Raw genomic sequence first — 18,446 nt, 5'->3', positions numbered from 1 at the left:
GGCGGCGGATGACTCCGCCGCCCGCGTCCGGATGTGCCACACCACTCGAACGACACGACCTCTTGGAGAACCGCATGAGCAACCTGCCCGCCCTGCGCCGCGAAGCCCCGGACCGCCTGGTCCTGGACTCCGCCCAGCAGGTCACCCCCGTCCTGATCGCCCTCGCCCGCGCCTGGCGCGAGGACCCCGTAGGCATCGGCGCCCTGTTCGGCGACATCGCCGACCACGACGACACCGCCCGCGCCCAGGCGCACCTGGACGGCCTCGGCGAGGCCGAGCACGCCCGCGACCAGCTCGCTGACCAGCTCCTCGCCGAGGTCGGCGGCGCCGGCTTCCACCTCGACCACACGCGCGACCGCCACGCCGCCCACCAGGCGCGGCGGATCGCCGAGGAGGCCCGCCGCATGGCCGATCTCCTCGACGCGCACGCGCACTGGATCACGATCGAGGTCGAGGAGGCCGAGCGCGAGCAGACGGCCCGGCAGCTGGCTGAACTCCGCTACCTGCAGGGGGTTCTGCGGGCGGCCGGACTGCCCGTCCGCCTGGCCACGACCCCGTGCGGGCACTGCTCCTGCTGGGGCCACCACGCCAACGGCCTGCCCTGCTGCATGGGGTGCGGCACGCCCGGTCACGCCATGACCGCGCACGCCGGCTGACCCAGCGATGGCCGCAGCCAGCCAGCGCGGAAGCATCGTGTGCACCTGGTGCAAGCACCCCAGGCCGGCCGACAAGATCCGGTACTGGGACGGCAAGCCCCAGTGCACCGACGAGATCCGCTGCATGAAACGGATCCCCCGCAAGACCAGCTACTGACCCGCAAGACGGGGAGGGGCGGCGGAAAGAGTTCCGCCGCCCCTGTTCCCAGATGTGCCACAACTCTGTACCGTTCCATCCACCTCTTGGAGATCACGTTGAACCTCGCACCCATGCCTGACCACGGACGCGCCAACCGCCCGGAATGGCAGGCCCTTTGGCAGCAGTACGAGCCGGTCACCACGCCGCTGCGTTCGGTCGGCCTCGTCTGCGACGTCGACCCCTGCGGCGGGCAGACCGTCCTGTTTGTCGACCTGCCCGACGGCAGCCACCTGGCCATCCACGACCAGGAGGAGCTGCCGAACCGGCTGGAGCAGGTCACCGGCTGGATCATCCAGCGCGGCCACCGCGACAACCCGACCTACGACGCCCTGGTCTACGACTCCACCGAGGGCGGCGAACACGCAGCCCACGGCGCGGACATCGTCACGATGCTCGCCGCGATCGCCCTGCACCTGAAGACGCTGCCCGACGCCGACACCCGCGAGGCCGGGACCAAGCTCGGCGAGCTCCTGCTGGCGACCGCGCAGCGGTTCGCCGTCAGCTTCCTCGGCGTCAACTCCCAGCACACCGGCCACGGCCGCATCATCAGCGGCCCCTTCGACAGCCAAGGCGAGGCGGTCAAGGAGTACGGCTGGCAGACCCACCTCCTCGAGGAGAGCGGCTGGGAGCTGGTCCACGAACAGGGCGGTACCACCTGGCCGGTGACGGCGTGGAAGCGCCGCGACGTCCTGCAGATCGTCTACGTCAGCCGCCAGCCGCTGCTGTGACCCCACCCCCTGAACCACCCGGCCCCGCGCCCACACCGGCGCGGGGCCTTCACCCCGATCTCTTGGAGAACACCTTGTTGGCAACCCTTCCCGCAGGCGTCGAGCTGACGTTCGACGACCTGCTCGCCGGGGCCGGCGGCTCCTCCTCCGGCCTGGTGGAGGCCGGTTGGCGCGGCAAGCTCGCCATGAACCACTGGCAGACCGCGATGGACTCCCACGCCGCCAACCACCCCAGCATCGAGCACCTGACCGCCGACGTCACCGGCTACCCGATGCGATACCTGCCCAAAGCACTCCTTTTGTGGGCCAGCATCATTTGCACCGAGGTGTCCCCGGCCGGCGGCCGCGTTCACCCCACCGATCAGCTCGACCTGTTCCAGGTCCTCGACCAGCTCGACGGCGACGAGGCCGAGGAGTGGAAGGCACTCACCCCGGAGGCCTTCGAGAGGACCCGCGCCACCGCCTGGTGCGTCGTGCGCGCGTGCGAGGCCAAGCGGTTCCCGTACGTCGTCATCGAGAACGTCGTCGAGTTCGCCCAGTGCTGGGTCCTGTTCAAGACCTGGGTCAAGGCGATGACCGAGCTGGGCTACGAGCGCCCGCAGATCCTGTGCGCCACCTCCGCCCACATCGGCGACGATGACAACCTGCGCGCCCCCCAGTGGCGGGACCGCATCTACATCGTGTTCCGCCTCAAGGGCATGCCCAAGCCGGACCTGGAGCCCCGCCCCAAGGCGTACTGCTTCGACTGCGGCAAGGACATCGCCGCGAAGAAGGTCTGGTTCACGCCCGGCGTGCGCATCGGCAAGTACCTGCGCGACTACAGCTACCGCTGCCCCAACACACGCTGCCACCACGCCGAGGTCGAGCCCTACGTCCGCCCGGCCGCGTCCGTCATCAACTGGGACGACCTGGGCCAGCGCATCGGCGACCGTAAGAAGCCGCTGGCGGAGACCACCATGGACCGCATCCGCGCCGGCCTGCTCAAGTTCCCCCACACCCCGACGTCGATCACCCTCAACCACGGCAAGGACGGCACCGACCGCGCCTACCCGGTCACCGAGCGGCCGTTCTCCACGCGCACCATCAAGCAGGGCGACGCGCTGCTCGTGCCGACCGGCGGGACCTGGAACACCGCGTGCAGCGACGTCGCCGAGCCGATGCGCACCCGCCTGACCCGCGAGAGCGAAGCCCTGGTCACGGTCGACCCCGAACCGTTCGTGATCACCTACCGGCAAAACGCCCTCCCGGCCAGGGCCACCGAGCCGGTCACCGCGGTCACCGCGCAGGGCAACCATCACGGCCTGGTCCGCCCAGGCGGCGGGCCCGTCCCGCCCGAGCTGCGCAACGCCCTGGTCATCCCCTACCGCAAGGCCGCCGTGAAGACGGCCGCCGAACCGGTGCACACGCTGTCCACCCGCGACTCCGCCGCCCTGCTGCGCACCGCGCCCGCGATCGAGGACTGCTGGTTCCGGATGCTCAAGCCGCGCGAGCAGCTGATGGCCCAGCGGTTTGAACGCCGGTACATCGTCATCGGCACCCAGGCCGAGCAGACCATGCAGGCCGGGAACGCGGTCAGCGTCAACGTGGCCCGGCACATCGGCGAGCGCATCAAGGCGGTCCTGTGAGCCGCGACTGGACCCTCGACGCGCCCTGCCGCGACGAGCACGGATTCACGCCCAGCGAGGACGACTTCGCCAGCGAAGCCGACCTCAGGCGCCTGTGCGGGCCGCTGCTCGCCACGTGCGGGCCGTGCCCGTTCCGCGCCGTGTGCATCGCCACGGTCAAGCCCGCCCAGGCCCGCTTCGACGGCATCGCCGGCGGGCGCCTGTGGTGGGGCGGCCTGGTCATCGCCGCCCTCGACGACGTGTTCGAGGACGAGCTGACCGAGCCGAAACTGCGCGCCTCCTGCGGCACGGAGGCCGGAGCCCAGGACCACAAGCGCCACGGCGAACGCGTCTGCCCGTCCTGCCGGCAGGCGGAGCGCGAGATGGCCGCCCGCCGCAAAGCCCAGAAAGCCAAGCAGCCCAAGCAACTGCAGCTCGACTTCGCCTGACCCGCCCCTGCCCGCCCCCGCCCGGGGGCGGGCCCCACCAAGCCCTTGGAGGAACGATGCCCCACCCGACCACCGCCCGCCCGCTGCGGCAGGTCCTGCAGCCGATGATCGCCGGCGCGGTCCTGGCCAGCTCCCACCCCGGCCTGACCGCCGACAGCATCGAAGTCGACCACCTCGGCGTCGCCACCGGCGACGACCCGCTCGGCCTGCGCGTGTTCCTGTACCACCCCAGCGCCGACGTGTTCGAGCAGTGGGCGGAAGCCATCCAGGCCACCGAGTACAGCGCGCCGAAGACAACCAGCCGGCCCGGCGAGCTGTCCCACACCGCCACCGGCCGCATCGGCAACACCCCCGTCGAGGTGACCTGCGTGAGCCTGCGCGGCGAGTGGGTGTGGCGGGCCACCACCGGCGGCGGCGTCCACAAGCGGGACAGCACCAAGGACGGCGTGATCGCCGCCTGCGGCGGCTTCATCATCGGCGTCGCCGACCCCGCCCAGTGGGAGGTGCCCGGCCTGCGCTGCCCCGGCTGCCTCGCCTCAGATACCGCCCCGGCGGCCGTCCAGTGATCCGCACCAAGGGCCGCGCCTGCACCGGCAAGCGCCGCCACGACACCGAAGAGCAGGCCGAGGAGCACCGCCAGCGGCTCATCGCCAAAGGCGGGGTGCGGCTGACGACCTACCGGTGCCGCAACCGGACCTGCCGCGGCTGGCACGTCGGCCACCTCCCCAAGCCCCGCACCTGACCAACCCCGCACCTCTTGGAGAGCCCTGTGAACCAGATCAACGCCCTCTGCGCCCGCCTGGGAGAACGCGCCGCCGGATCGTGGCAGGAAGAGTCCGCCGTGTGGCTGCTGGCCACGCACGGGCACTGGCTGCCCGAGCTGCAGCGCGCCCGCCTCATCGTCGACGACGGCGAGGGCTCCTCGCGTGTCGCCTGGCGGCTCGTCGCCGCCGCCTGCCTGAACGCCGGCGACGGCACGCTGAGCGGCACCATCGAGGCGTGGCAGGTCCTGCGCCTGGCCTGCGTGCTGACCGGACGGCACGTGCTGTCCCTGGGCAACCTCTACACCCTCGACGAGCACAACATGCGCCTGGCGCTGCACGCGATGGCGTGGGCCGCCGGCGGCCACGCCTGGGCCGCGAGCCTGGGCCTGCTCCCGCCCGCCCACGAGGCCGAGACGCCCTCCGGCCGCGTGCGGTGCGAGGCCCACCCCGGCGTCCACAACCAGAGCCGCGACTGCAGACACCCGCACTACGCCGGCGTCGACGGGCCCGAGCCCCAGGTCGGCCACCCCTACCGCGTGACCGACTGACCCACCCGAAGACCGGGCCGCGCCCGCGGTGACAGCCCCTGCGGGCGCGGCCCCCACCACCAACCACCCTTAACCCCAAGGAGCAGAGCGTCCGTGGACACTCCCCGCCGTGCCCAGCTGGTCATCGAGATGCTGCAGCACGCCGTCAACGGCCGACACGACGACGCCACAAGCGTGCTGGCCCAGATCGCCCAGGCGTGCGACGGCCAGCAGATGTACGGCGTGTGCTGCGGCGTCGCCGACGCCGCACGGCAGAGCCTGATCCGCCTGTTCGGCGAGCCCAGCCGCTTGGGCCTGTGGGCGCTGGCCGCCCCGGACCCGGCCGAGGGCCCCGAGCATCCGGCGCACACCTTCGCCATGCGGTTCGTCACCGCCTTCGCCAACGACGACCAGGACACCTGCCAGGCCCTGTACCTGGCGGCCATGCGCGCCAGCGCCAAGGACTTCGCGCACTCGGTGACCGCCCTCGTCGGCATCACCGCCCACATCACCCGCACCGCGGTGGAGGAGCTGGCCGCCGACAGCGAGAAGCCCTCCCAGCACCCGCACTAGCCCCAAGACCGGGCCGCGCCCGCGGTGTCCAGCCCCGCGGGCGCGGCCCCCACCAACTCCTTCTGCAGAAAGGACCGCTCGTGCAGACCGCCCTGTTCGAGCCCACCCCGGCGATAGCGCCGGGCCTGGCGCCCCCGCTGGTGATCGGCATCGACCCGTCACTGACGTGCACAGGCATCGCCGGCGACGGTTGGGCCGACGCCCTGCGCTGCAAGGGCAAGGGGCACCACCGGCTGGGGTGGCTGCGCCAGGAGGTAGCGGAGCGCACCCGCGCGGCGGACCTGGTGGTCATCGAGGGCGCGGCGTACGGGCAGGGCGGCCAGGCCGGGCATCACGAGCTGGCGGGCCTGTGGTGGATCCTCACGCAGGACCTGTGGGATCAGAAGATCCCGTATGCGGTCGTCACTCCGCACGGCCGCACCATCTACGCCACCGGCAGCGCCAACCCGGCCAAGGACTACCCGAAGGAGAAGCGCGCCCGCATCGCCAAGGGCATGGTGCGCGATGCGGTCGCCGAGCGGTACGGACTCAACTGCGACGGGCCGGGCAAGTACGACAGGGCGGACGCGATGATCCTCGCCGCGATGGGCCTGCACTGGGCCGGCTGGCCGCTGGCCGTGGTGCCGGACACGCACCGCCGCGCGCTGGACGCGGTGCCATGGCCCGAGCGCACACCGCGCCTGCAGCCTCCTGACCTGGGGCTTCGCTGAAAAAATTCTTGCCCCCCCCTCCGAAGGGCACTAGAATAAGAGGGATGGGCAGGGAGAAGCCCGGCCTACACCACGAGGAGAACCGCGTATGAGTGAGCAGACGCACTCGATTCACAGCGACGGCTGGGAGCTGAGGCTGCGCGAGGTGGGCGACACGGCGATCGCCGAGCTCTGGACCTTCGGCGCCAACCTGAGCGAGACGACGCTGAACACCGCCGGAACCGGCGAGGTCACCGTCACCTCCGAGTTCTCGCCGCACGTCGGGGACGATCAGCAGACGAAGTGCTCCGCGAACTGCCCGTGCGGCTGGGAGGTGAGGTCGCGTTACGAGGGCGACAACGTGATCGCCGAGGTCTGGGCCTTCGACTCCAAGCTCAGCGAGACGACGCTGAGCACCACCGGAGACGGCGTGGTCGCCGTCACCTCCGACTTCTGATCCCGCCGCGGGCGGCGGACGACTCCGCCGCCCGCGGCAGGATGTGCCACACCACTCGACCGTTTCGACCTCTTGGAGGAGTCCATGAACCTGCTGGCGCTGTTCAGCGAGAGCTTCGGCGAAGACGAAGCCGTCGTGCGCACCATCGGCAACAGCCTCTTTGTCCGCTACGCCGGCGACCCGGCCGTCCTGAAGATCACCACCGAGCCCGGCGCCACCTACGAGGTCAAGGTCACCCTGCAGGTGATCCACCCGGAGCACGGACCGATCGACACCACCAGCTTCACCCACACCCGCTCCCAGAACGGCACCGCCGCCCTGGAGCGGCTGGCGGCGTACTCGGACATCTGGTTCGCCTGACACACCCCCACACCGGCCGCCCGCCCGCCAGGCGGGCGGCCGGTGCCATCCCCGCACGACAAACGGCCTCTTGGAGGAAGCCTTGACCAGCAGCACCACCACCGACGCGCTCGCCGCGCCGTACGCCCTCACCACCGGCCACACCGCCGACCGGCTCGCCGACATCCTCACCGAGGGCCCGCACCTGCAGCACCTCCTCGCCGAGCGGTTCGGCCTCGACACCGGCGCCGCCGGCGAGGCCGCGATCACCGTCGACCAGGCCCTGACCGCCACCTGGCGGATGTCCGGCTACGGCCAGGACTACCGCACCTGGATCAGCTGCATGCCCGACGTGCTCCTGAAGTGCTTCGTGGAGCTGGCCGCCCGCGCCGAGCGGGACGAGTTCTCCACCGGCCACGCGGTGCACATCGGCCGCCAGCTCCTCACCGAGCTGGCCCTGCAGCTCCGCCCGTTCTGACCCGCCCACCCAGAGCAAGGAGAAAGCGATGAGCAAGACGATCCACGCCGTCCGCCTCGACGTCGACGGCACCCTCACCGACCTGCAACTGCCCCTCGGGTGGGGCTTCCTCGAGGAGCTGCGCGAGCAGGTCGACGGCTGGGTGGAGATCGCCCACTACGCCCGCCCGGACGGCAACCGCCGCCTGTCGATCGCCGTCGACTCCGACGGGCAGGCCCGCAAGAAGGAGAACCTGTACGCCACCGCGCTCGTCAGCGCCGTCTACACGAAGCAGCTGCCGTACTGCCTGTACGGGCCGGTCGTCCTGATCGGCGCGCTGGACGACACCCGTCACCACACCGACATCCCCAAGGCCCTGCACGAGGTGCTGCCGAAGGTGATGAAGGCCCTCGCCACCCGCTACAGCACCACCGCCTGACGAAGCTTCCGGCCGGGCCCACACAGGCCCGGCCGGATGTGCCACACCACTCGAACGACCTCTTGGAGACCCGTATGACCGCCACCGCCGAAGCCAGCCGCCGCTGGCTCGTCGTCTACACCGAACAGCCGCACGCGATGCAGATCACCGCCGTCGAGCCCCTGCCTGACGACGCCGACGCCGAGCTGCGCTCCGAGCTGTGGGTGAACTGCCTGTCCTCCTACGTGGTGGACGCCGCCGGCGCCCGCGAGGCCCGGCGCACCGCCCGCCAGCTGCACGACGTCGACCGCATCCGCGAGGTGCGCGCCCGCCAGCGCGCCTGCCGCACCCTCCGCCGCACCCACCCGGCCGTCGCCCCGCACGGCCCGGCCGCCATCGAGACGGCCTCGCAGGACCTCAACCTCACCCACCGCTGCCGCGCCTACGCCAGCGCGCTGGCCGTGGCCGCGCTGACCTCCGGATACCGCCACCGCCCCTTCGAGCAGCGAGACCTGACGTTCCAGCAGTACGTCGCCGAGCTCCCGATCGCCCTGCAGGCGACCCTGCACCGCTACGCCGTGCTCGACGCCACCGGCCGCAACGACGAGGCCGTGGGGCTGCTCGTCAACACGCTCGCCGCCCACGTCTCCGACCTCTGACCCCCACACCCATCCACAGGGCCGGGCCCCGCACCGCGGGCGCCCGGCCCCTTCCATGCTTGGAGAAGCCATGGGAACTCAAGCAGTTGTCGCCCGAGCCACCGAAGGCGGCGGTTTCGCCGGGCGCATCGTCCTGCACGACGGAGAACCCGGCACCGCCGCGAGCCTGCTTCGTAGCCTCGTCCACCACGTATGTGGCGGCGACGTCGAAGCCGCCACCCGCCTGCTCATCGATGAGCACCCCGGCGGCTGGGTCGACATCCCCGACGCGGACAGCGACGGCACGTGCCTGTGCCACGACGCCCCACCCCTCAACGGTCCCGCCACCACCGAACTGGCAACCCACGAGACCAGCGGACACACCGAGTTCGTCTACGTCCTGTACCCCGACCGGCTGCAGATCCTCGTCCTCGGCAGCGACGGCTGGGAAGAGATCCGCTCCATTTCCTGGGCCTACTGACCCTTTCCCACCCCTTCTTCTGCGCCCCGCCACCCGGCCGACCGCGGCCCGGGCGGCGGGCGCCCTCATACCCACACCTGAAGGAGCACCCCATGGACCAGCTCGACCTGTTCGCCGACGCTGAGGAGACTAAGGTCCCAGCGACGTTCGCCGCCCGCCCCAGACCGGCTCGCACCACCCCCGCCCCGCCGGCGCCTCGCCCCGCGCCCCGCCCGGCCGCGCAGCTCCCCCTCCAGCCCACCGCCGCGCCCACGCCCGCGGTCCGACCGGCGCCCGCCCCGCGCCCCGTCGTGGTCGCCGAGGAGGAGCCGGACGGCCTGTTCACCGACCCACGCCCCGAGCTGCCGTCCGTCAAGGCGCCCATTCCCGCGCCGCGCCGGATCGCGCCGCTGCTGATCGGCAACCCGCGCGATGCCGGGCAGAGCCTCGGTGAGGCCGTCGCCGAGACCTGGCACGCCTCCAACTGGGGCGGCTACCGCATGGACATCCCCGTCAGCATCGTCGGCGCCCTGGCCCTGTTCCCCGTCAAGGGCCACACCGGGGACGTCACCCGCATCATCAGCAATGCCAGCGACTTCGAGATGCTGCAGGGCTACCGCGAGGTCTACGCCCACACCTGGGCCCACCGCCCCGATCTCGGGGCCCGCATGGCGCCGCTGATGGGCTGGCTCACCGAAGAGGGCGTGGAGGAGAAGGCGTACGCGGTACGCCGGGTGACCGAGACGGCGCTGCGCCACGGCATCCTGCAGCTGACCGGCGACCCCGACCCCTACCACCGCTCCGACACCGACGTGATGTCGTGGACGATCACCTCTCTGCGCTCGCTCGGCGCGAAGCAGGGCCTGGGCGAGTACCACACGCCCCCGGAGCTGTGCGACATGATGGCTGCGATACTCCTCGGCAACGAGGTGCCCGAGAAGGGCTTGAGGTTCCACGAGCCCGCCGGCGGCACGGGCGGCATGTTCCGCGCCCTCGCCCAGGCTCTGCGCCATCTGCACGCCGACCCCGCCGACTACGTGTGGGCGCTCAACGAGCTGGAGCCGCTCGCGGCAGCCGGCGCGGCCGTCAACGCCATCGTGTGGGGTCTGGGCCCGAACGTCGTCATCGCCTGCGGCGACACCCTCGCACGCGGCGACCTGCACGAGCAGGCGCTGGCCGAGCGCGAGGGCCTGTTCGCCGAGCGCGACGAGATCCTGAGCCGTCTCGCGGTCGCCGAGGCCGCGCAGCGGGCGATCGCGCTCGCGGACCGTCTGATCGGCTCGCACGGCGTCTGACCTGCGTTTTTTTCGAGAAGAGTCGTTGACCCCTTCGCGACTGGCGCTAGAATAAGAGGGATGGCCAGGGAAGAGCCCGGCCTACACCGCAAGGAGAACTGCATATGAGCGCACAGCAGAGTGCCGCGTCGACCGCGGCCTGCGAGGGCGGCAGCTGGAAGCTGGTAGTCCGCCACGAGGGCGAGACGACGATCGCCGAGGTGTGGTGCTTCGGCGCCAAGCTGAGCGAGACGACGATCAACACGAACGGCGACGTCACCGTTCGCGAGGCCTAACCCCGGTGCGGGCGGCGGACGACTCCGCCGCCGCCTCTGGATGTGCCACACCACTCGACCCCATCGACCTCTTGGAAAACCGTGCAGCACACAGCCGCCGCCCTCGACGTTCAGCTCGACCTCACCACCGTCGAGGCCGCCGCCCGCAGGTGGGCCACCCGCGCCCGCGCCCTCGTCAACCGCGCCGCCTGCGACGACCAGGAGGCCGCCCTCGCCGTCACCGCGAGGCAGTTCGACTCCGCCGCCACGTTCCTCGACCGCGGCGACATCACCAAGGCGCGCGAGGCCCTGTACGCCGCCCGCAGCTACGCCGCCAGCGAGGAGGCCATGAACGACCGGCTCGCCAAGGCCGCCAGCACCCTCCTGGAAGCCCTCGGAGACGCCTGAACCCTCCGGCCTGGCGGCGGACACCACCGCCGCCAGGCCGGGATGTGCCACGCCCCTCGACCGATGAACCTCTTGGAGAATCCGTGCAGCTCGCACCCTCAGCCCTCTACGCCACCGCCGAAACCCTCGGCGGCTACCTCGGCTGGACCCCCAACGAACTGATCATCGACGGCATCGTGAACCTCGACGGCCCCCGCGACCGCCAGATCGGCATGCGCCTGGTCGGCGACGGCAGCTCCATCCAGCTCTGGGCGACCGGCGGCGCCGAGCCCGACGCCCAGGAGCCCACGCCGGACTTCGTGCCCCTGCGGCGCGGCCACCGTTGGCACACCTGGATCCACATCGGAAGCCTCGAAGCCGACCGCGACCCCGCGACCGTCCTCTACAACGCGATCACCGACCGCCTGATGCCGGTCTTCGACACCAAGCCCCTCTTCGTCGGCCACCGCCCCTGGGACCCCGAGCCGGAGCCCGAGGCCGACGCCGAGGCGACCGCACCGGACGACACCGCGGCGACCGCCGAGGCCGACACCGGCCAGCCCGCGCATCCGCCCGCCCCGGCAGCCCAGGCCGAACCGCAGGCCGAGGTCGTCCCGATGCGGACCCGCCGCAAGTCCGCCGCGAAGACTGACACCCCGGCCGCCGACGACAAGCCCAAGCCCCGGCCCGCCCGCAAGCGCACCCCGGCCAAGCCGGCCGCCGCGAAGGCCGACGACTCGGCCGCCGAGGACAAGCCCAAGCCTCGCCCCGTCCGGAAGCGCACCCCTGCCAAGAAGACCGCCGACAAGCCCACCACCTCCTGACCCAGCCCCGACCGGGCCGCCCACCTCACCAGATGGGCGGCCCGCTCCATACCTCGTGGAGTTGGCCGACGCGGTCGCCTCGGCGAGGGCAGTCCGAGCCCAGCTCAACGCACCCCTGAGGGAACGCATCGAACGCATTCTCGGCCAATCCATGCGGCGGCTGTAGCCGCGACGAGCACGATGGGAAGTTTCTCAGGCAAACAGAAGGAGGTCAGCGCCGTCACTCAGTGTGCAAGGCTCACAAAATATGAGCCAGAACCGGAACTCGCGAACAGAGCCAGAGCCGGGCAAGACGACGCGAGGCCCTACCACTTCGGGGTGGTGGGGCCTCTTTGCGTTCCAAGGGCGTCATTCGATGGAGATTGCTTCGCGGAACAGCCATTGAGCGGAGAGGCCCGCATAGTGGCTCGGACAGTCCAACGTTCAGGCTGAGCGCCGTGGGGAGGAACGCAGTGGCAGCGGGCGCAACGCGGCAAAGTCCGCCGTTGCTGGGACAGCAGGTGACGTTGACGACGGCTCCACGCGATGCATGGCGTCAATCGCGTCCAGGTCCGCGTCCGAGAAGGTCACCGCGCGCCCTTTCTTGCTGTGCGGCAACCTGCTGATATTCCGACGCAGCCACCGCTCACTGACCCGAAGCCGCTCGGCGGCCTCGGGATAGGTGTGACGGTTCACTCGGCCGCCTCCTTCCGGACGGAGGGCACACAGCGGTGGGCCAGGCGTACGAGGCCATTGGGATGCGGCACGAAAGATCCTCCCGTAGCGCCCCCACGCCGCAGCCAGTATAGAGATCAATCCTCTCTCCAAGAGATGGGGTCGACCAGCCAACACGCTGCCGTCATGGCTAGTTCGTGCAGCCGGTGGACCCTTGCAAGCTCATCCCGCTACAGGTACGAGCTGACGCGCACCAGGTGCAGCAGGCTCCACAAGCGCCCGCTCAACAACTGCTGTGATCTCGTCATCCAATTCCCGCACCAAGTGCCCGTACCGGTCGACGGTCGTCGTGATCGACTCGTGCCCGAGGCGGACCTGTATCGCGGGCAACGGGATCTTCGCCGCGATCAGCCACGCCACATGCGTGTGCCGCAGATCATGGATCCGAGGGCGCTTCGGCAGCCCCTTTGCGATCGCGGCCTCTACGGCCGGCACCCACCGGCGGCGCCAGAAGTTCGTGTGCCGCCAGCTGTGGCCTCGCTGCGTCTCGAATATCAAGTCCTCGGGGCTCTTACCCGCCATACGGCGGCGCAGCATCTCCATCTGGGAACCGGTCAGTGCAACGATCCGCCGGGCCTTCTTCGTCTTCGGCGGGCCGAGGAAATAGGACGGGCCCGGCTCGCCCGGGGCCGCGCGCTTCCACGCCCGGTGAACGCTGGCCGTGTTCCGAGTGAGGTTGATGTCGCGAACCTGCAATGCGGTTGCCTCACCCCAGCGCATGCCCGTTCCGACGAGCCAGTCGGCGAGGTCCCGCGCGTGTGAATCCGTGATCTCGGTTGCAATCCGGGCGTACTCGTCGTGTTCCAGGAAGCACATCTCGTCCTCGATGCCGTCGTCCAAACGAGGAAGCCGTGTGCCCGTGCAGCAGTTCTTCGTGCGCAGCTGAGGTTCAGCCTCAACTGCGGCCTGCACGATGGTAGACAGGAGCCCGTGCCGGTTCGCGATGCTCTTCGGACTCGACGGCCGGCGCAGCCACTCCTCCGGGTTCTCCGGGTCGCGCTCGCCGGCTTCCTCGACGCGTACCCAGTCCTGGATGTCGTTCGCTGTGATGTTGGCGATCGTGGCGTCGACGACCAGACCGGACGGCTGGGTGTGCTGGACGAGCGAGATGTGGTTGTCGACGTCGCGCTTGTAGTCGCGGCGGGTGCGTTCGTCGATTCCGGTGAGGCGGTCGATGTAGCGGTGTGCCCATTCGGTCAGCGGCATGTCGCCGTCGAGTACGGTCTCCTGGACGAAGCCCTTGCCCTTGACCCAGCCGGTCGGCCACTGCTGTCTGTGTGCGTCGACGAGCTTCTTGAACTCTTCGGCTGAAGTCTCGTCGCCGAACTTCTCAGTCTCCCAGTCGCCGCCGCGGCCGCCTTGGAGCCAGCGCACCTGGTAGATCGCCGTGCCGTCCTTGCGTTCACGCTTTCGGATGCTCGCCATGGCGGAAGGGTAGGGGAGTGGAGGCGTTGGTGTTAGGCCCGTGTTTGGCCGAGATTTACATCGGTACAGGTAGGAGACGGAGGCGGACGGGAATCGAACCCGCCTGCCCGAGATCCTCGGACACCTCGGTTTTGAAGACCGGGAGGGCCACCAGGCACCCACACGCCTCCACCGCCCGCCAGGCTACCGGAAGGACCCGGCATGACCGCCACCCGCGAAACACCCGTACGGCTCACGCAGTTCGCCCACGGCGGCGGCTGCGCCTGCAAGATCCCGCCCGGCGAGCTGGAGGACGTGCTCGGCGGCCTGGCGACCGCGCCACCGGTCCCCGGTGGCACCCCGCTGCTGGTGGGACTGGCCACCGGCGACGACGCGGCCGTCGTCACCCTGCCCGCGTACGGCGGGGCCGCCGCGCAGGCGGTGGTGTCGACCGCCGACTTCTTCACACCGGTCGTCGACGACCCGTACGACTGGGGGCGCATCGCCGCGGCCAACGCGCTGTCCGACGTGTACGCCATGGGCGGCCGTCCGGTCCTCGCCGTGAACCTGCTGGCCTGGCCGCGTGACCTGCTGCCGTTCGAGCTGGCCCGCGAGGTGCTGCGGGGAGGGATGGACATCGCCGCCGAGGCCGGCTGCCACGTCGGCGGCGGGCACAGCGTGGACGACCCGGAACCCAAGTACGGCATGGCCGTCACCGGGCTCGCCGACCCGGCACGGCTGCTGCGCAACGACGCCGGCCGGCCGGGCCTGCCCCTGTCGCTGACCAAACCGCTCGGCCTGGGCGTACTGAACAACCGTCACAAGGCCACCGGAGAACGGTTCGAGCAGGCGGTGGCCACCATGGTGGCCCTCAACCGGGACGCGTCCGAGGCCGCGCTGGCCCGGGGCGCCACCTGCGCGACCGACGTGACGGGCTTCGGACTCCTCGGCCATCTGCACAAACTCGCCCGGGCCTCCGGCGTGACCGCGGTCCTCGACACCGCCGCCGTGCCCTGGCTCGACGGGGCCCGCCAGGCCGTGCGCGACGGCTACGTCAGCGGCGGCACCCGGCGCAACCTCGCCTGGGTGGCCCCGTTCACCGACTTCGGCGACACGGACGCCGACACCCGCCTCCTGCTGGCCGACGCCCAGACCTCCGGGGGCCTGCTCGTCGCGGGCGAGGTCCCCGGCGCCCCGGTGATCGGCGAACTCGTCCCGCGCGGAGCCCACTCGGTCGTCCTGAGATGAGCCCCGGACGAGCCTGGACACCCCCTAGGTCAGGGCTCGGTGCCCGTGTGGTCGTCGATGCCGGCCCGCGCCTGGTAGGCGCGCACCAGTTCCCGTGCGGCCGGGCCCCGGGGGCGGCGCCCCGGACGGATGTCGACGGCGAACGCCTTGGTCTCCTGGATGTGGGTGTTGGGGTCGAGCGACAGATGCACCAGCTCGTTGGCGGCGTCGCCCGTGCTGTAGCCGCTCGGCCCCCAGTGGTAGGGCAGCCCCACCTGGTGCAGGGTGCGGCCGTGCACGGTCAGCGGCGGCACCCGGTCGGTGACCAGCACCCGCGCCTCGATCACACCCCGGGCGCTGACGATCGTCGCCCAGCCGGTGTGCTCCAGGCCGCGCTCCGCGGCGAGTTCCGGCGACACCTCGCAGAAGAACTCCGGCTGGAGCTCGGCCAGATAGGGCAGCCAGCGCGACATGCCGCCCGCCGTGTGGTGCTCGGTGAGCCGGTAGGTGGTGGCCACGTACGGGAACACCTCCGAGCCCGGCTCGCCACCGCTGGGCTGGTAGCGGTTGTCCGGCCGCGAGGGCATCACCTGCCGTACCGGATTGCGCTGCTGCTCGTACAGCAGGTTCGGGAAGGGTGATTCCTGCGGCTCGTAGTGGGCGGGCAGGGGACCGTCGGTGAGCCCGGAGGGCACGTACAGCCAGGCCTTGCCGTCGGCCTGCATCACGAACGGGTCCGTGCCCGACAGCGCCTCGGGACCGGTCGCGTCCTTCGGCGGCCGATGGCCGGGCGCCTTGTCCTTCTTGAAGTCGGCGATGTCGTGGCCCGTCCACTCACCCTTCGCCTCGTCCCACCACACCAGCGCCTTGCGCGCGCTCCAGGGCCTGCCGTCCGGGTCCGCCGAGGCCCGGTTGTACAGGATGCGGCGGTTGGCGGGCCACGCCCAGCCCCACTCGTTCGCCACCCAGTTCTGCTCCCCGCCGGGCTTGCGGCGGGCGGCCTGGTTGACGCCGTCGGCGCGGACACCGCAGTAGATCCAGCAGCCGCAGACCGTGGAGCCGTCGGGCCTGAGCTGCTCGTACGACGCCAGCGGCTCGCCCTCGGCGTCATGGCCGTTGATCTCCGCCAGCACCGCCTCCGCCTCCGGCTCGGCCAGTGTGCCCTTCGTGGGATAGTCCCAGGCCAGGTCGAGCACCGGCCGGTCCATGGGGTCGGCGGACCCCGCGAGCTTCTGCCGGACGATCCGGCCGAGGTGGAAGGTGAACCACAGGTCGCTGCGGGCCTCTCCCGGCGGTTCGACGGCCTGGTGGTGCCACTGGAGCAGCCGCTGGGTGTTGGTGAAGCTGCCGTCCTTCTCGGTGTGGGCGGCGGCGGGCAGGAAGAACACCTCGGTGCCGATGTCCTCCGTGCGCAGCTCCCCGCTGTCGATCTCCGGGCCGTTCTTCCACCAGGTGGCCGACTCGATGAGGGAGAAGTCGCGCACGACGAGCCAGTCCAGCTTGGCCATGCCGAGCCGCTGCATGCGGGCGTTGGCGGAGCCGACCGCCGGGTTCTCGCCCATCAGGAAGTAGCCCTTGCACACCCCTTCCAACTGGGCCAGCACCGTCTCGTAGGTGGAATGCGAGCCGGTCAGCCGCGGCAGGTAGTCGAAGCAGAAGTCGTTCTCCGCCCTCGCCGCGTCACCCCAGTACGCCTTGAGCAGGCTGACGAGGTACGAGCGCATGTTGCCCCAGTAGCCCTTGTGGGCCGCCTCGGCCTGCACGAAGGCGTCCAGGTCCTCGTTCTTGTGCGCGTGCGGCATCGGGATGTATCCGGGCAGCAGGTTGAACAGGGTGGGGATGTCCGTCGAGCCCTGGATGGAGGCGTGGCCGCGCAGGGCCAGGATGCCGCCGCCCGGGCGGCCGATGTTGCCGAGCAGGCTCTGCAGCACGGCCGCGGCACGGATGTACTGCACCCCCACGGTGTGCTGGGTCCAGCCGACCGCGTAGGCGAACGCGGTGGTCCGCTCGCGCCCGGAGTTCTCCGTGATCAGCTCGCACACCCGGCGGAACACATCCTGCGGCACCCCGCAGATCCGCTCCACCATCTCGGGCGTGTACCGGGCGTAGTGCCGCTTGAGCACCTGGAACACACACCGCGGATGCGTCATCGTCTCGTCGCGTTCGATCTCGCCCTCGCCGATGACGGCGCCGCCCGACCCGTGGGCCTCGCCGCGTCCGGCCGCGCTCACCGAACTGCCGCCGCCGGTGCGCTTGTCGTACTCCTGGTCGCGCTCCCCGGAGGCGGCCTGCACCTCCGTGCCCTCGTACTGCCAGCTGCTGTTGTCGTAGGTGCGCTGCCCGGCGTCCAGGCCGGAGAACACGCCGTCGAGGTCCTCGGTGTCCCGGAAGTCCTCCCGCAGCACCACCGGCCCGTTGGTGTAGGCCACCACGTAGTCGCGGAAGTACGCGCCCGTGCTCAGGACGTGGTTGATGATCCCGCCGAGGAAGGCGATGTCCGAACCCGCGCGCAGCGGCACGTGCAGATCGGCCAGCGCGCTGGTCCGGGTGAACCGTGGATCGACATGGATCACCTTCGCCCCGCGGGCCTTGGCCTCCATCACCCACTGGAACCCGACCGGATGGCACTCGGCCATGTTCGAGCCCTGGATGACGATGCAGTCCGAGTTCTGCAGGTCCTGCTGGAAGGTGGTCGCGCCGCCGCGGCCGAACGAGGTTCCCAGACCGGGAACGGTGGAGGAGTGTCAAACACGCGCCTGGTTCTCGATCTGGATCGCGCCCAGGGCGGTGAACAGCTTCTTGATGAGGTAGTTCTCCTCGTTGTCCAGTGTCGCCCCGCCGAGGCTGGCGATGCCGAGCGTGCGCCGGGTGCGCGCGCCGTCGACCTCCCACTGCCAGCCCGCGCGGCGGGCCTCGATCACCCGGTCGGCGATCATGTCCATCGCCGTGTCCAGGTCGAGACGCTCCCACTCGGTGCCGTGCGGGCGCCGGTACAGGACGTGGTGCTCACGCGCGCCGCCCGTGGTCAGCTGGAGACTGGCCGCGCCCTTGGGGCACAGCCGGCCGCGGGAGACGGGGGAGTCCGGGTCGCCCTCGATCTGTGTGACCCGACCGTCCTCGACGTACACGTTCTGGCCGCAGCCCACGGCGCAGTACGGGCAGACGGACTTCACCACCCGGTCCGCGGAGGCCACCCTGGGTGTCAGCCGTGCGCTCGGCCCGCTCTTGGCCGCGGCGCCGCGCCCCAGGGGGTCGGTGCCCGTCAGCTGGCGGTAGACCGGCCAGGAGTCGATCCAGGTACGTACGCCCATCAGGTCAGCCCTTCCGGTGGTGCTCGGTTCCTGTTCGGGATCCTTCTCGTGTCCTCCTCGGCGGAGCGGCAG

At 71.0% G+C, this 18,446-nt stretch carries 23 protein-coding genes and 1 tRNA gene; 21 read left to right on the top strand and 3 right to left on the bottom strand.

Annotation, left to right across the window (positions count from 1 at the left end):
- The first annotated feature begins 74 nt into the window (after positions 1 to 74).
- From IE318_RS19270 to IE318_RS19175, 20 genes are all read left to right on the top strand, one after another.
- Positions 75 to 656 (top strand): hypothetical protein, encoded by a 582-nt coding sequence (locus tag IE318_RS19270; RefSeq protein WP_189901973.1) that lies wholly within the window; start codon positions 75 to 77, stop codon positions 654 to 656.
- Between the two features lie 7 nt (positions 657 to 663).
- Positions 664 to 813, top strand: a complete 150-nt coding sequence (locus tag IE318_RS19265) for a hypothetical protein (RefSeq protein ID WP_189901971.1) — start codon at positions 664 to 666, stop codon at positions 811 to 813.
- Positions 814 to 926: 113 nt separating this feature from the next.
- The gene (locus IE318_RS19260; protein WP_189901969.1) at positions 927 to 1,583 is read left to right on the top strand and encodes a hypothetical protein; all 657 of its coding nucleotides are present in this window, start codon (positions 927 to 929) and stop codon (positions 1,581 to 1,583) included.
- Between the two features lie 74 nt (positions 1,584 to 1,657).
- A complete protein-coding gene (locus tag IE318_RS19255) occupies positions 1,658 to 3,208 on the top strand; it encodes a DNA cytosine methyltransferase (protein WP_229903598.1) in 1,551 nt (516 codons plus the stop codon).
- The gene (locus IE318_RS19250) at positions 3,205 to 3,636 is read left to right on the top strand and encodes a hypothetical protein (RefSeq protein WP_189901967.1); all 432 of its coding nucleotides are present in this window, start codon (positions 3,205 to 3,207) and stop codon (positions 3,634 to 3,636) included. The genes IE318_RS19255 and IE318_RS19250 overlap by 4 nt, the downstream gene beginning before the upstream one ends.
- Before the next feature lie 56 nt (positions 3,637 to 3,692).
- Positions 3,693 to 4,202: a hypothetical protein gene (locus tag IE318_RS19245; RefSeq protein ID WP_189901965.1), complete on the top strand. Its 510-nt coding sequence runs from the start codon at positions 3,693 to 3,695 to the stop codon at positions 4,200 to 4,202.
- A complete protein-coding gene (locus tag IE318_RS19240; RefSeq protein WP_189901963.1) occupies positions 4,199 to 4,378 on the top strand; it encodes a hypothetical protein in 180 nt (59 codons plus the stop codon). The genes IE318_RS19245 and IE318_RS19240 overlap by 4 nt, the downstream gene beginning before the upstream one ends.
- 27 nt (positions 4,379 to 4,405) lie before the next feature.
- Complete coding sequence (locus IE318_RS19235; protein WP_189901961.1) at positions 4,406 to 4,948, top strand: hypothetical protein; 543 nt, start codon at positions 4,406 to 4,408, stop codon at positions 4,946 to 4,948.
- Between the two features lie 93 nt (positions 4,949 to 5,041).
- Positions 5,042 to 5,500 carry a hypothetical protein gene (locus IE318_RS19230; RefSeq protein ID WP_189901959.1) on the top strand — a complete coding sequence of 153 codons (459 nt, stop codon included), beginning with the start codon at positions 5,042 to 5,044 and terminating at the stop codon, positions 5,498 to 5,500.
- Between the two features lie 80 nt (positions 5,501 to 5,580).
- Positions 5,581 to 6,210, top strand: a complete 630-nt coding sequence (locus tag IE318_RS19225) for a hypothetical protein (RefSeq protein WP_229903597.1) — start codon at positions 5,581 to 5,583, stop codon at positions 6,208 to 6,210.
- Between the two features lie 88 nt (positions 6,211 to 6,298).
- Positions 6,299 to 6,646, top strand: a complete 348-nt coding sequence (locus tag IE318_RS19220; protein ID WP_189901957.1) for a hypothetical protein — start codon at positions 6,299 to 6,301, stop codon at positions 6,644 to 6,646.
- Between the two features lie 84 nt (positions 6,647 to 6,730).
- Positions 6,731 to 7,006 (top strand): hypothetical protein, encoded by a 276-nt coding sequence (locus tag IE318_RS19215; protein ID WP_189901955.1) that lies wholly within the window; start codon positions 6,731 to 6,733, stop codon positions 7,004 to 7,006.
- An 82-nt stretch (positions 7,007 to 7,088) separates the two neighbouring features.
- Positions 7,089 to 7,463 carry a hypothetical protein gene (locus IE318_RS19210; protein WP_189901953.1) on the top strand — a complete coding sequence of 125 codons (375 nt, stop codon included), beginning with the start codon at positions 7,089 to 7,091 and terminating at the stop codon, positions 7,461 to 7,463.
- A 28-nt stretch (positions 7,464 to 7,491) separates the two neighbouring features.
- Positions 7,492 to 7,881, top strand: coding sequence for a hypothetical protein (locus IE318_RS19205; protein WP_189901951.1), 390 nt, complete (start codon positions 7,492 to 7,494; stop codon positions 7,879 to 7,881).
- Between the two features lie 74 nt (positions 7,882 to 7,955).
- Entirely contained in the window at positions 7,956 to 8,519 is a 564-nt protein-coding gene (locus IE318_RS19200) for a hypothetical protein (protein ID WP_189901949.1), read from the top strand.
- Positions 8,520 to 8,589: 70 nt separating this feature from the next.
- On the top strand, positions 8,590 to 8,979 hold the full coding sequence (locus tag IE318_RS19195; protein WP_189901947.1) for a hypothetical protein: 390 nt from the start codon (positions 8,590 to 8,592) through the stop codon (positions 8,977 to 8,979).
- A 92-nt stretch (positions 8,980 to 9,071) separates the two neighbouring features.
- A complete protein-coding gene (locus tag IE318_RS19190) occupies positions 9,072 to 10,253 on the top strand; it encodes an N-6 DNA methylase (RefSeq protein ID WP_189901945.1) in 1,182 nt (393 codons plus the stop codon).
- A gap of 104 nt (positions 10,254 to 10,357) precedes the next feature.
- Positions 10,358 to 10,528 carry a hypothetical protein gene (locus IE318_RS19185; RefSeq protein WP_189901943.1) on the top strand — a complete coding sequence of 57 codons (171 nt, stop codon included), beginning with the start codon at positions 10,358 to 10,360 and terminating at the stop codon, positions 10,526 to 10,528.
- A gap of 81 nt (positions 10,529 to 10,609) precedes the next feature.
- A complete protein-coding gene (locus IE318_RS19180) occupies positions 10,610 to 10,915 on the top strand; it encodes a hypothetical protein (RefSeq protein ID WP_189901941.1) in 306 nt (101 codons plus the stop codon).
- Positions 10,916 to 10,998: 83 nt separating this feature from the next.
- Positions 10,999 to 11,718 carry a hypothetical protein gene (locus tag IE318_RS19175; protein WP_189901939.1) on the top strand — a complete coding sequence of 240 codons (720 nt, stop codon included), beginning with the start codon at positions 10,999 to 11,001 and terminating at the stop codon, positions 11,716 to 11,718.
- Between the two features lie 876 nt (positions 11,719 to 12,594).
- Here IE318_RS19175 and IE318_RS19170 read toward each other — a convergent pair.
- Both IE318_RS19170 and IE318_RS19165 read right to left on the bottom strand, forming a co-directional pair.
- The gene (locus tag IE318_RS19170) at positions 12,595 to 13,857 is read right to left on the bottom strand and encodes a tyrosine-type recombinase/integrase (RefSeq protein ID WP_189901937.1); all 1,263 of its coding nucleotides are present in this window, start codon (positions 13,855 to 13,857) and stop codon (positions 12,595 to 12,597) included.
- A gap of 77 nt (positions 13,858 to 13,934) precedes the next feature.
- Positions 13,935 to 14,027: transfer RNA gene (locus IE318_RS19165), tRNA-Sec, on the bottom strand.
- Between the two features lie 31 nt (positions 14,028 to 14,058).
- Between IE318_RS19165 and selD the strand changes: the two genes are divergently transcribed.
- Positions 14,059 to 15,084 (top strand): selenide, water dikinase SelD, encoded by a 1,026-nt coding sequence (gene selD / locus IE318_RS19160; RefSeq protein WP_030173469.1) that lies wholly within the window; start codon positions 14,059 to 14,061, stop codon positions 15,082 to 15,084.
- Positions 15,085 to 15,113: 29 nt separating this feature from the next.
- On the opposite strand, the gene fdh is transcribed toward selD, so the two are convergent.
- Positions 15,114 to 18,374 (bottom strand): formate dehydrogenase, encoded by a 3,261-nt coding sequence (gene fdh / locus IE318_RS19155; RefSeq protein ID WP_229903596.1) that lies wholly within the window; start codon positions 18,372 to 18,374, stop codon positions 15,114 to 15,116.
- Between the last annotated feature and the right edge of the window lie 72 nt (positions 18,375 to 18,446).

Source organism: Streptomyces spiralis (genome assembly GCF_014654675.1).
Taxonomy (GTDB): domain Bacteria; phylum Actinomycetota; class Actinomycetes; order Streptomycetales; family Streptomycetaceae; genus Streptomyces; species Streptomyces spiralis.
Note: the sequence above shows the minus strand (reverse complement) of the source record. Positions and strands in the feature narration are given on the sequence as shown.

Excerpts from the sequence above, each read along its gene's own strand:
- IE318_RS19270 (WP_189901973.1), top strand. The coding sequence starts at position 75 with ATGAGCAACCTGCCCGCCCTGCGCCGCGAAGCCCCGGACCGCCTGGTC.
- IE318_RS19265 (WP_189901971.1), top strand. The coding sequence starts at position 664 with ATGGCCGCAGCCAGCCAGCGCGGAAGCATCGTGTGCACCTGGTGCAAG.
- IE318_RS19260 (WP_189901969.1), top strand. The coding sequence starts at position 927 with ATGCCTGACCACGGACGCGCCAACCGCCCGGAATGGCAGGCCCTTTGG.
- IE318_RS19245 (WP_189901965.1), top strand. The coding sequence starts at position 3,693 with ATGCCCCACCCGACCACCGCCCGCCCGCTGCGGCAGGTCCTGCAGCCG.
- IE318_RS19220 (WP_189901957.1), top strand. The coding sequence starts at position 6,299 with ATGAGTGAGCAGACGCACTCGATTCACAGCGACGGCTGGGAGCTGAGG.
- IE318_RS19215 (WP_189901955.1), top strand. The coding sequence starts at position 6,731 with ATGAACCTGCTGGCGCTGTTCAGCGAGAGCTTCGGCGAAGACGAAGCC.
- IE318_RS19205 (WP_189901951.1), top strand. The coding sequence starts at position 7,492 with ATGAGCAAGACGATCCACGCCGTCCGCCTCGACGTCGACGGCACCCTC.
- IE318_RS19200 (WP_189901949.1), top strand. The coding sequence starts at position 7,956 with ATGACCGCCACCGCCGAAGCCAGCCGCCGCTGGCTCGTCGTCTACACC.
- IE318_RS19195 (WP_189901947.1), top strand. The coding sequence starts at position 8,590 with ATGGGAACTCAAGCAGTTGTCGCCCGAGCCACCGAAGGCGGCGGTTTC.
- IE318_RS19190 (WP_189901945.1), top strand. The coding sequence starts at position 9,072 with ATGGACCAGCTCGACCTGTTCGCCGACGCTGAGGAGACTAAGGTCCCA.
- IE318_RS19185 (WP_189901943.1), top strand. The coding sequence starts at position 10,358 with ATGAGCGCACAGCAGAGTGCCGCGTCGACCGCGGCCTGCGAGGGCGGC.
- IE318_RS19170 (WP_189901937.1), bottom strand. The coding sequence starts at position 13,857 with ATGGCGAGCATCCGAAAGCGTGAACGCAAGGACGGCACGGCGATCTAC.
- selD (WP_030173469.1), top strand. The coding sequence starts at position 14,059 with ATGACCGCCACCCGCGAAACACCCGTACGGCTCACGCAGTTCGCCCAC.